Here is a 12,134-nt window from a genome sequence, read left to right as displayed (position 1 = left end):
CGTTTCAGATTCGTCAGCGCTTGAAGACATGCTCTAGTTTATAGACCAAAAAACGGTGATACCAGCTATTAACTGGCATCACCGTTTTTTATTTGCGCGTTTCACGCTCACATTAAGAAAAGCAATTACTTCGCTTCAACCACTACCGTTACTTTGGTTTTCACACCTGCAAATGTCACCGTAATTGTTGCTTTACCTTTGCCGTTCGCCTGAATGATTCCATCTTTCACCGATGCTGTTGCAATACGGGAAGATTTCCAGAGAGCCGGTTTGGATACATTAGCTTCACTGCCATCAGCATACGTTGCAGTAGCCGCCACAGTTACCTTTTCACCAGGTTTCATGGTCAACGTCACTTTATCCGTCTGCAAATATTTCAGTGTATCCACATCTAGAGCAATCGTTACAGACTTGCTACCGTATTTGGCTGTGATTTTGGCTTTACCTGAACCTGTAGCTTTGACTTTACCTTTGGTCACTTGAGCTACTTTGTAGCTGTTCGTTTTCCATTCAGCTTTGTCCGTAACATCACGCTCGCTACCGTCGCTCAAGAAGGCAGTTACCGTCAGATCAGCTGTATCGCCTGATTTCAGGGAAAGGACCGGCTCGGAAGCTTCAATACGTGAGATGACATCCACTTCAACTTGGATCGTCACTTTTTTGGAACCATATTCTGCTGTGATGTTGGCTTTACCACTGCTGTTACCTGTGATCACGCCTTTTTTCACATCCGCTACACGTGCATTGCTGGATTTCCAGGTTGCTTCGGATGTAACATCCAACGTGTTGCCGTCCTCATCCGTACCTGTTAGAAGGATCGTCTGAGTTTCTTTGGCAGACAGAACAACGAAGTTCACATCTGCTTCCAGTCCACTAGCCATACCTACTTCAACAGGCAGAGTCAGTGTTTTGCCTTCAATCTTCGCGGTAATGGTTACTTTACCTGTAGCAACACCTGTGATAACCCCTTTGCTATCTACCTCAGCGATTTTGTCGCTGCTGCTGCTCCAAGTTGCATCTTCAGATACATCTTTGGATGTTTCACCATACAACGCCAGTACTTTGGCAGAAGTCGTTCCACCAACGGCTACCGATGCTTTTTTCTTGTCCATCTCATACTTGTCTGCTACGTCTACATTCACTGTGAACTTAGCTGTTTTACCGCCATAAGCTACAGTGATCGTAGCCGTACCGGATTTGTATGCAATCAGATCACCGTTTGATACATATACAACATCTGGATTGCTTGAAGTCCATGTTGCTTTGGAAGTTACATTTTCTGTACTGGCATCAATATATTCGGCATTGGCTACCAATGTCTTGGACTTGTTATCACCTGTAACACTCATGGCGAGTTTGTCATTTACATCTTTGATATCCAGATATCTTGCCGTATCTACATCTACAGCAATTTCTACAGTTTTTCCACTATAGGTTGCTTTGATCGTTGTTGAACCTGCACTAATCGCTGTGATCTGTCCCTTGAACACCGTTGCAACCTTCTCGTTGCTGGATGTCCATGTTGCCTGATCCGTTACATTCACATCGCTGCTGTTTGGATACGAAGCCGTTACAACGACATTAGCCGTTTTGGTTGTCTCGCTCAAACGGAAGAAAATACTTTGTTTCTCCACACTCAGCTTGCTGGTCAGATCCACATCCACGTCAACGGATACGGATTTTGTACCGTATTTGGCTGTGATCTTGGCAGAACCTGCCGAGTATCCTGTAATTTCACCTTTAAGAACGTCTGCGACCTTCTCATTGCTGGACGTCCATTCCGCCAGATCGGTTACATCTTTGGTTGTGCCATCTGGATACGTAGCTGTCACTTTCACACTTTCACTTTTGTTCAACAACAGGTTAACCTGTTGTTTATCTACATCTACACGTTTAACCACTTCAACGTTAACATCCACAGTCACGCTCTGGCTGCCAACTTTCGCAGTAATAACTGCCGTACCCGCGCTTTGTCCAGTTACTTTACCATTCACAACGGTAGCAACCTTCTCATCACTGGTAGACCATTCTGCCGTACTTGCTGCTGCATTATTTGTTTCATTGTCACTATAGGTTGCTGTCAAAATAATTTCTTTTGTATCTCCCGTGCGCAAATCCAGACTTTGCACGTTTTTCGAAAGGGCTTTGACCTTCTTTGTCACTTTCACTTGAACGGTCTGACTCTGACCCTGGTAAGCTGCGGTAATCGTCGCTTTACCTTCCTTTTTGGCCGTGATTGCACCATTATATACAGTTGCTATCGAAGTGTCTTCGCTACTCCAGGTTGTACTAATCGTTACATTAGCCGAGGTATTATCTGAATATACCCCTGTCACCGTAACAGACCCAGAATCACCAACTTCGAGCGACATCTCATTCTTGGAAACCACAATTTTGGACAGTTCTTTGTCTGCCGCAGCGGCCAAGCCTACGTTGGAAATACTCAGCATCAACACCAGCATCATCACCATGTACTTGGTCAATCTTGGCTTTAACATCATTTCCCCCCGATTATCATCATTTTTTTCCTTATGTTTTATGTCGGCAAGTCCTTTCCAGATGTTTAGACTTTCAGGAAATTTTCAGGGATTCTATGGAAATTAATTTATCTTCTATTCCTGTTTCAACCGATCATACCTGCGAATATTGCGCATACCTATGTATATTGACTGTCTTGAACTTCTTTTAACAGGATTGGAGGAAACATAATGCGTCAGCCTTTTGATTACATCGGGTATTGGGAGGAAACATATCGTTCGGGTGAAACTTCCGGGAGGGGTTCATACGGGGTTTTGGCTGAATTCAAGGCCGAGGTCGTGAATGGACTGATTCAACGTGAAGGGATTCATCGTGTCATTGAGTTTGGATGTGGGGATGGCAACCAGTTGCAATACATGAATTATGAGGACTACCTGGGCGTGGATGTAGCGGCTTCTTCAGTAAAGCGTTGTGCTTCCCAATTTGCCAAGGATTCTTCCAAGAGTTTCATGCTGTATACACCAGGACTATGGATTAACCGAGGTTTCCTGCAAGCCGATCTGACGGTCTGTCTGGATGTGTTATATCACATCACGGATGAAACGGATTTTCGTAATACCCTTTATGATATTCTGCACTCCTCAACAGCATGGGTGGTGCTTTACACCCGTTTGAAAGAAAACGGCAACCCGGGGATTGATACAATCCAGGACCGTAATCTGTTCGAATATCTCTTCGACTACCCTGATTTCAAAGTTCATGAGATTATTCCGCAGCGCTATCCAGATCAATCTTCTGCCGACTTTGTCATCCTGAGACGTACGCCTTCGAAGTGAAAAGTGATTCTTTTCATAAAGTTATCATAAGCCTGTCCGCTGATATGATTGGTCTATTCCTAGATCAAGCTTAAGTATACGCCGCCTCCAATAGAAGGAATATCGTTCCTCCTATTGGATACAGCCTCAGGCGGACAGCTGATGATCGTTTGTATCGTTCTTATTTCCTCTTTAAAATAACCCCGCATGTCCACGCAGCTTCGCCAGCGCTTCCATATAGAAATAATCGCCGTATATAATCGGCACATTCAACCCTCGTCCTTCCGGGTAATGTACCGTCCCCTGCATGATCAAACCTTCTTCCGTTGCCGAGTCGCCGGAGCTATAGTGCTCATGCAAGCCGCGGACGATACGTTCTCCCGCGGCGGCATAGGTCTCCCCGCGTGACGACAGCTTCGCCAGCTCAAGCAACCCGCTCGCGGCAATCGCCGCAGCGGACGAGTCCCACGCCACCTGATGCTCCGCAGGTGCGCGGAAATCCCACACCGGCACGATCTCTTCGCCAAGCATGGCGAGGAAGAAATCGGCCGCACGCTCCGCTGTCTCCAGATATCGGGCTTCGCCCGTATACCGGAAAGACAGCGCAAACCCGTGCAACGCCCAGGCGGTGCCCCGCGCCCAGGCGGAACCTGGAGCATGGCCCTGTCCGCCATGCTCTCGCAGCTTCTGCCCCGTGTGTGGATCGAACTCCACCACGTGGCAGATGGACCCGTCAGCGCGGATGAATTCGCGCGCCACGGTGTCCGCATGAGCTTCCGCCAGCCAGCGGAAGCGAGGGTCGCCGCTCTGCTCGGATGCCCAGTAGAGCAGCGGAAGGTTCATCATGCTGTCAATGATGGCTACGCCGCGCGTATCCATTGCTGACGAGCTGAAGTTCCAGGCGCGGATGAACTCACCGCGCACGTGGAACCGGGCAGCGAGCAGATTGGCGGCAAGCATGCCACGTCGCCGTCCATCCATGCTGCCCGTCTGGCGGTAGTTGGCTACGCCACTAAGCAGCCAGATGAACCCCAGATCGTGATCCACCGATTCAGGATCACGCAGACACCCCTCCAGTTGCCGCTCACAACTTTCGGCAATGCGATGCAGCGGAGCGACCGCTTCACTTTCCGGTGCATCCCCATAGACCAACCATAACAGGCCAGGCCAGAAACCTGCTGTCCACCATTCCGGATCATTCTGGTCATACGTCCCTTGCGGAGCAATGTGCGGAAATGTATCCTTGATCCGCTTTACATTCCGAATCGTTTTGGCAGCTCCCTGTTGCCACGCTTCCTCGAGCCATTTTACCGACGTTGATGTGTTCATAAACATATCCCTCCCCGATTCAATACCGGACATCTTTGCGTGATGCTCCAGTTCGACCTCAACTTATCTATAATGTCTTCTGCCGTCACTGCAATATCGATCAGTTAAATAACACCAATCATCCCACGTATAACACGTTTAACTATCATCGAGATGTTTCGAGGTCTAATGATCCTCGACCTAAACGCCTTCCTGTGTAACCTCACCCAATCGGATCGTAAAGGACAGACTACGCGCTCCATTCACTTCAATCCGCGCTTCTTTCAGCAACCCATTACGGGAAGCCACGGCCTGATCCTCCAGATGAATAATGGCTTCCTGATCCAGCGCTGTAGATTCTACATATGCCCCCCGATACGTAGTGCGCACACTTTGGTCCGTATGGGTAATCACCGCCTGTTCACGACCATCATGGAACATCAACGGAATGAGTGCACCTGCCGCTGCGATCTCACCTTCGAATTCATACGTTATGGTCAGCAAGTCTGCCTGCTGCACATAATGAGTGCGCAATGTTTCCACGCCGGGCAAGGGACCAACCCATGTCACAGCAAAAGAATTCTCGGAGGTGTTTACTCCCTCTTCCGCCGCTCTTTCCGCCAGATGTCCCTCTACTTGATTCGGCGTATCCTGGCCCACCTTCTCGTACACAATGGAACCTCCTCCCTGTGCAGGGTCCAATCCAACGTCACGATCATATGCACCACCGGATGGAATCCCCTCTGCAAGACTGTGCCATATCCCATCTGGTGTCTTCCATGCAGGACAATAGCTGAGCGGGCGGACCACCCCTTCGGCAAATTCCGTGAATCCTGCCTGCACATGGCTGGCAGCGGACGGACCAATCAGACCAGGTAACCCCGTCTGCTGAATCCGTACCAAACCAGGGATCGTATACGGATCATTCATCGCCGTGTGTAATACCAGTTGCTGACCAGGTATGGAAGCAATGACAGTTTCAAACCACCCATCGGTCTGCAAAACCCTGCTGCCTAACTCGGAAGGAAGGTACACTTCGCTCACATCGTCTCCCGGATCACTGAGACAAGCGTGAGCCAGCGCTGCTGCCGTCCACAGGTTGTAACAGGTGTGGTTGGTATAGATCTCGTACCCGTGCCGATCTTCTGGCGCGTATTCATTGCGCACAATTTTCAAGCGTCCATCATCCATTTTCCAGCGCTCAACAGCAGCAAAACACCGATTGGCTGCACGTGCAAAAGCACCCGCCATCACCGGATCACCCGCCTCCAGAGCCTGCGTTGCATGTGTAGAACATACATAAGCCGCCGCCGCTTCATTCCACTGATGCTGGGAGCTGCGACCACGCGGTGGAATCTCACCTAGCGGCGAGAGCGTCAGTAACGAGCTGAAGGCACCATGGCGCAGCTGCTCACGTAACCTATCGGCAGTGGCTCCCTCGTAACCCGCCTCAAGCATCACCCCAAGGTGATAACGGGTGGCAATATCATAGGAAAATGGACAATTCGGGCGGTCCAGCGGTCCATCCTGATACAACCCAAGGGCTGTAAACCGGGGCAGATGATAGGCTTCCAAATAACGATCCATCCACGCTGTACCCTCATTTGCCAGCTGTTCATGCCACCGCAGATATTCACCAGAGATCATAATGGCATTCCAGTTAATCATGCGATTGGGATTGTTCATCTTGCTCATCGTAAATACATAGTCTTGTTCAGGACTGATCGTCTTGAGTGCCTCAGCCCAGATCTGTGCTTGTTCAGGCAGATGTGACTTCAACAACATATAAGCTCTCATCATGAGCACCGGAAAAAAATCAGGGTGATTGTCAGGTGCGCTACCTTTGACCACGGCATCAATGCTCTGTGACAGGGCTACCGCTGCGGAATCCAGCAGATCTGTACGTCCCGCGTCAACCAGAACTGCTGCAGCCATCGCATAGGCCGGTGTAGAATAATACCTCTCCACACCCGAGAACGGGTCGATAATTGCACCCTGGCTGTCCTGATATGTTGTGTAAGCGCGAACAACACTTTCAACAAGTGCCAACTTGCGCTCCCGATTCCAGCCGTCTGTCGGAGCGGGGCCCGCTTGTTCTGCCAATGTATGGTAATGTACGAGTTCGTCTTTCCATGGATACGTGGACGCAGATGTATATTTATTCACGCATGCTCACCTCGGTTTCTTCCATTTTCGGTTCAATGATGAAGCGTACCTCACATACCGTTTCAAGTGGATTAGGGCGTTCTGTCCGAACATCCGTCTCATCAATCACACCTGTCCATGATAGTGACGTCCGATAGAATGTGACGGGAACATTGCCATGATCAACTGTGTCTATTGCCTCCGTATGGACTTGCCACTGGTTCGCATCATACGCCATATGGACCGTTCCATGTACTCCTTGCCAGCGAAGATTACCGCTCTTCACCACCTCAGGCTGTAATCTACTTATCCATCGCTCCACTACGCTCGAACATCCTGCATCTGAATCATCCACCGAAGAGAATCGTTCTGCCGAAGACTCCCTCCTGCTCTTCCATTGAAAACGGTCAATCAGACGCAATTCCGCTCCATCTCTACTGCCGTCAGGATTCAATGCCCAATGGAATTGACGTGTATAACGAGCCAGTGAAGCAGCTCCAGGGTATGCGGATGTCAGATCCAATGTTGTATTCAGCTCACCGCCATCCGCTGCCAGTTTTGCCTCTAACACATGGGCTTGCGCTTGCCGGCCCGAGCTTTGCTCCTGGCCTTCAATGAGCGGAACGTTATGACCGGATGACGAGATGTGGAACAGGCGCTCTCTGCCTCGCGCAAAATACGCTTGGGTATACAACCCTGCTCCCGGATCACACAGGATATTCTCACCACCGCAATGGATAATGAACTGACCCAGATCATTATGGTTGTGAGGTTCATCGTTATGCCCGCCTTTAACGGAAATAGCCACATGAAGGGGCGCGCCGCTGGAACGTTGTTTACCCGGAGAATGAAGCACACCCTTCGCAACCATCCAGCCCAGATTTTGAAAAATAAATCCACGTTCAACCTGTCCAGAGGCACCTTCACCACCATACACTGCCGGATCGCTCCACATCACGTTCCGCAACAGATGAGCCCAGCGATGACAGGGATCATCTGTAAGGAGTGGAATATGAAGCGGCAGATCCACCTGCAACCCAACCCGTGACGCGAGTAGGGAGAGTAATCCGGAAGGGATCTCTTCCTGCTCGGCACTGTCCGAATAATTTACGAATGTTCCGCCTGACAGATGAACTCGCAGCGGGAAGGCTGCAATGGCTGTTATTTTGGAACCCGTTAGTAGATTGTGTTCACCCTCACTATATTCGCGAAGCAATTCGGCATAATAGGTGAAGTAACCGAAGCCATATACCCAATATCCAATACCTTCGGCACAGCCGCCATCCTCGCCATATCCGCTCAAGAATGCGTTCATACAGCTGACCGTATGGGAGATCGATTCCTGTAGTGTGGACTCATCATCGAGCAGCAACAATGCGGCCATGCCACAGCACCCACCACAGACCGCCGACCAGTTGTGATCCGCTGTCTGCCAGTGGAACTTCCGTTGCTCCCGGTATAGCGGGATGAAGATTCGTCGCTCTGCCTCAGACCTGATTCGCTCTATGACAAGGCGATCCAGCCGCTCGGCGTGAATGGTCACCATCTCGGCCAGCATATGTACTGTCTCTGCGGCGAACAGATCGATGTTCCCATTCACCTGGTTGACCTCTCCCGTACCCAGATGCGCGGGCAAACACCACGTATACTCACCACACACGTCCCACAACATTTCTTCCAGCGCCTGCAGTGCATCCGGTCTAGCTGTGTCTAATGCGAGCATCGCCACAGCAGCCAGCCTGCCTCTTCGATTGAAATAAGCCTCTTCATAGGCTTTTCGCTCACCCATATCACTGAACTGTCGATATAGACGGAACGACAAGGAAGGCATGGGTTCTTTCAAGGCACGTTCAGCGTAAGCCTTCAAGTCTGTGTATAACGAAGCCAAATCAGGCCGGGATAACTTCTCCAAGAGTCTGTCGGCACTTAAGGAACTCAATGTTCTGCTCTCGTTTCCACGTTGAATTATATTTTCATTTTCGACTTCGTGAATGGAATCTTCCACTGGATTCACCACTCTTCGTTAATGGATTGTCATACTCACATTATAATGTAATCGATTTCATTTTACCGGATATAATAGCACTTTTGAAGAATTATCCATTAGAACCCTTTCCACGACGTAACGTCCTTCTCCTTCCCAACACAAAAAAACGAAGAACCTTCGTCAGGTCCTCCGTTACATTCTGCCTGTCACCACAGGCTTTTTATGGCTATCTCATATTCTTAACTATCTTATGTCCTCAACTAATCCTGAACACCTATAGTGCTGCTGTCCATATCGCAACTGTCCGTTGTTGTTATTACACAATCGCAAGCGAAGAATTCTGTACAACACACAACCATTGGCGTGCAATCAGCTCATGACCTGCTGCGGTTGGGTGTACGCCATCCCATAACCAGTAGGCTGCATCCGCCTGTTTCAGAGCGTCATTAAACGTCTGCTGCAATGGTACCCACACAGCTCCAAATTCCTCAGCAAGACCTTGAGCCAGTTTCTGATATTGACCGATATACGCTTCCCAGGCTTCCCATTTCTCCGCGGTTGCTCCGGTTCTCAGAATAAACGGTTCCATCAAAATCAGCCCCGTGTCCGGCATCACTTCCCGAGTTTCTTCGAGCAAATGGCGATACGCCCGTCCGAAACGATCCGTTACCCCGCTAGGTTCACCATTCATCGTGCGCCAGGCATCATTAACCCCAATCAGGATGCTGATCAGGTCCGGTTTTAGACTAATGGTATCCTCATTCCAGCGTGCGTACAGATCGGATGCCCGATCCCCGCTGATACCTCTGTTATAGAAGGTCTTATGCTTGCCCGCCAGTTCCATACCCAGTTTGCTAGAGATTAGATACGCATATCCGTGTCCGAGAAAATGATTCGGATCGTCATTGCGTGATCTTCCCCCATCTGTAATTGAGTCTCCCTGAAACAATATAACGGATGGACTTGTACTCATGATTGAAATCGTTCCTTCCTCTTGTGCAAAATGGAAACACTGAACACCTCAGTCTCCATTTTATCCCTTTCGGTCACAATAGAAAATAGCGTTTTCATCACCGAGTGTCGCCATCTTATGAATCTTTTGGTTCTTTCTCCACATGGCCTCCGCCCTGATAGGCTGTCTCATCCTGTTTGTCGGGTACGCCTCTAAGCTTTGCCTCTTCCCACAACTCGGCTGCATCATCCTGTGGGCGGTATCCAATCTTCTGCGCCAGATAGCTAATATCATAGTAATTATCTGTATTCGCAGAAGTCCCGTACAGATTCAGATACTTCATATCTGGATCGGCTTTAATACAGCACTCAGCAAGCTGGACCATGTCCCTTGGTGATATCCAAATATGAGCCGAGCGCTCCGAGTGCGGGTATGTATCACCTGAGAAGTTTCCAATCCGAATGTTAAATGAGGACAGGTCATATTTGTCAACGTAATAACGTCCCAGCAGTTCAATATAACATTTGCTAAGTCCATAGAAGCTGTCCGGTCGGTACGGGTCATCCACTTCAATATCTTCACCAGTAGGATAGAAGCCTGTTGCATGGTTGGAACTTGCGAAGATCACCCGCCGAACACCATTCAACCGAGCTGCTTCATACACATGGTAGGCTCCGGTTACGTTGATCGGCAGAACTTTGCCCAGAAAATCTTCCTCATCCTTGGCCCATGCAATGTGCAGAACGGTGTGAACCCCCTGCATCAGTTCCTTCAGGCGTTCCCCATCTGTCACATCCATGGCTACAATGCCAGCTTCCTCGTCTTCACGCAGATCAGCCGCAACGATGTCATACGTACCCTTGGCTCTCAGCCCCTCCAGCAGACTGCGACCAATGACTCCTGCAGCTCCCGTAATTAACAGCTTACGCTTCAGTTCACTCATGAATCCAGCTCCCTTCGCTCAGATAGGCTATCTGTCCTCTATAGAACAGTATTAACCGATCAGGCGAAGGAATTACCGGATTTTACAATACAACCTGGCAATTATCCGATCCAATATCGCAGTATCATCATAGCCACAATACCAACCAATACGGTTCCCAGCAGACTGCGTGTCCAAATCGCTACTGCAATCGTAGGCAGAGATGCCCACAGAGCTGCATTTTGCGTAATCGGCACTAACTGGTTGTCCGACATGAACAGTTCCTGACCAATCAGTGCTGCCATGACCGCTACAGGTACATACTCCAGCCAGCGTAACAACCACACCGGAATCTGTATCTTGCTGAACAGCATCAGTGGCAGTACACGCGGAATAAATGTTAACAGCGCTGACCCCATAATAATCCAGAATACATCCCATCTTACTTCCATCGTTCCATGAACACTCCCATCGTTGCCGCAATGACCGCAGCCACAATGACACTCATGCTGCCTAGTGAAGCCATGCTGGCGAAGATTACACAGACCACAGCGATGATCGCCACATTAATGTGTATTTTTTTGTTTTTACGATGCACCAACTGGAGTACAACCAGTCCGATAAACATCGCTGGCAGGGCATAATCCAGGCCCAGTCGTTCCGGATTGGTGATCCAGCGTCCAAAGTACGCTCCCGCCATATTAGCCACGAACCAGTTCAGATATGCGGTAATATTCAGACCGTGCATCCAGCGTTCACTGAGCCTTTCCCTGCCAATCGCACGTGTCATCGCCACACCGAAAGACTCATCCGTAAGCAATGAACCGATCCACATATTTTTAAGCGGGGTCAGATGCCGAAAATACGGTGATACAGCTGCGCTGAGCAGCAAATGACGAAGATTCACAAAAAATATGGTGAACATGATAGCTACTGCTGACCCATTCGATGCGAGCATGCCTGCTGCAATGAACTGAGCCGATCCTGCATATAAAATCAAGCTGAGCAGAGCTGTTTCCGCCAGACTCAGACCTGCGGTCATTTCAATGACACCCGCCGCAAAGCCAATACTCAAATAACCAAGCAGGGTTGGGATACAATCTTTGACCCCCTGCATGAATGTAGCTTGATCCCGGACCTCTTCCATGTTCTCCTGTCCAGATATCTGTAGTGTACTTTGGTCCAACTGCGGTACAACCCCTCTCCAATTTTTGTCTCCATCAACCGATATATATGGATGTAGATCCATTCAGGTCCATTCTTCATGAAAACAACTTCTTTGTGTATTCAACATGATCAGGTACATGCCTTGTGGATTTCGCAATTTGCAAAATTTCATTTCACATTAATTCAGAAATATACCACAAGATGTGCACTAAGGGAGAGACAGATTCCTTTTTATAGAACAGATGTAATCCTAAATACCTATAAAATCAAAAAATATTTTCGCGAAACTCATAAATTATGTTGAATAAACGCGAAATTTGTCATACGATAGCACCAGAAACTTCTGGAAAGGTTGGAATG

The 12,134-nt window shown here is 49.0% G+C and carries 9 protein-coding genes; 1 reads left to right on the top strand and 8 read right to left on the bottom strand.

Annotated features, from left to right (window positions below; all coding sequences use genetic code 11):
* Nucleotides 1-125: 125 nt before the first annotated feature.
* A complete protein-coding gene (locus F0220_RS02130) occupies nucleotides 126-2,498 on the bottom strand; it encodes an Ig-like domain-containing protein (RefSeq protein ID WP_105601602.1) in 2,373 nt (790 codons plus the stop codon).
* Between the two features lie 210 nt (nucleotides 2,499-2,708).
* Here F0220_RS02130 and F0220_RS02125 point away from each other — a divergent pair, with 210 nt between their 5' ends.
* Entirely contained in the window at nucleotides 2,709-3,314 is a 606-nt protein-coding gene (locus tag F0220_RS02125; protein ID WP_091019980.1) for a methyltransferase domain-containing protein, read from the top strand.
* Between the two features lie 171 nt (nucleotides 3,315-3,485).
* Here the strand turns inward: F0220_RS02125 and F0220_RS02120 are convergent, their stop codons facing one another.
* The 7 genes from F0220_RS02120 to F0220_RS02090 all read right to left on the bottom strand — a co-directional run bounded on the left by F0220_RS02120 (nucleotide 3,486) and on the right by F0220_RS02090 (nucleotide 11,754).
* The gene (locus F0220_RS02120; protein WP_105601604.1) at nucleotides 3,486-4,622 is read right to left on the bottom strand and encodes a glycoside hydrolase family 88 protein; all 1,137 of its coding nucleotides are present in this window, start codon (nucleotides 4,620-4,622) and stop codon (nucleotides 3,486-3,488) included.
* Nucleotides 4,623-4,802: 180 nt separating this feature from the next.
* A complete protein-coding gene (locus tag F0220_RS02115; protein ID WP_105601605.1) occupies nucleotides 4,803-6,767 on the bottom strand; it encodes a glycosyl hydrolase in 1,965 nt (654 codons plus the stop codon).
* Nucleotides 6,760-8,751, bottom strand: coding sequence for a heparinase II/III domain-containing protein (locus tag F0220_RS02110; protein ID WP_105601607.1), 1,992 nt, complete (start codon nucleotides 8,749-8,751; stop codon nucleotides 6,760-6,762). The genes F0220_RS02115 and F0220_RS02110 overlap by 8 nt, the downstream gene beginning before the upstream one ends.
* A 298-nt stretch (nucleotides 8,752-9,049) precedes the next feature.
* Complete coding sequence (locus F0220_RS02105) at nucleotides 9,050-9,706, bottom strand: SGNH/GDSL hydrolase family protein (RefSeq protein ID WP_105601608.1); 657 nt, start codon at nucleotides 9,704-9,706, stop codon at nucleotides 9,050-9,052.
* Between the two features lie 115 nt (nucleotides 9,707-9,821).
* Nucleotides 9,822-10,619, bottom strand: coding sequence for an NAD-dependent epimerase/dehydratase family protein (locus F0220_RS02100; protein WP_105601648.1), 798 nt, complete (start codon nucleotides 10,617-10,619; stop codon nucleotides 9,822-9,824).
* Between the two features lie 110 nt (nucleotides 10,620-10,729).
* Nucleotides 10,730-11,059, bottom strand: coding sequence for an AzlD domain-containing protein (locus F0220_RS02095; protein WP_091019970.1), 330 nt, complete (start codon nucleotides 11,057-11,059; stop codon nucleotides 10,730-10,732).
* Nucleotides 11,050-11,754 (bottom strand): AzlC family ABC transporter permease, encoded by a 705-nt coding sequence (locus F0220_RS02090; protein WP_223199960.1) that lies wholly within the window; start codon nucleotides 11,752-11,754, stop codon nucleotides 11,050-11,052. Before F0220_RS02090 ends, F0220_RS02095 begins: the two co-directional genes overlap by 10 nt.
* Nucleotides 11,755-12,134: the final 380 nt, after the last annotated feature.

Source organism: Paenibacillus sp. 37, assembly GCF_008386395.1.
Lineage (GTDB): Bacteria > Bacillota > Bacilli > Paenibacillales > Paenibacillaceae > Paenibacillus > Paenibacillus amylolyticus_B.
The sequence above is the reverse complement of the archived record's forward strand: the minus strand, read 5'-3'. Positions and strand labels throughout refer to the sequence as shown.

Coding starts and splice junctions, on each gene's coding strand:
- F0220_RS02130 (WP_105601602.1), bottom strand. CDS start 2,498: ATGTTAAAGCCAAGATTGACCAAGTACATGGTGATGATGCTGGTGTTG.
- F0220_RS02125 (WP_091019980.1), top strand. CDS start 2,709: ATGCGTCAGCCTTTTGATTACATCGGGTATTGGGAGGAAACATATCGT.
- F0220_RS02120 (WP_105601604.1), bottom strand. CDS start 4,622: ATGAACACATCAACGTCGGTAAAATGGCTCGAGGAAGCGTGGCAACAG.
- F0220_RS02105 (WP_105601608.1), bottom strand. CDS start 9,706: ATGAGTACAAGTCCATCCGTTATATTGTTTCAGGGAGACTCAATTACA.
- F0220_RS02095 (WP_091019970.1), bottom strand. CDS start 11,059: ATGGAAGTAAGATGGGATGTATTCTGGATTATTATGGGGTCAGCGCTG.
- F0220_RS02090 (WP_223199960.1), bottom strand. CDS start 11,754: ATGGAAGAGGTCCGGGATCAAGCTACATTCATGCAGGGGGTCAAAGAT.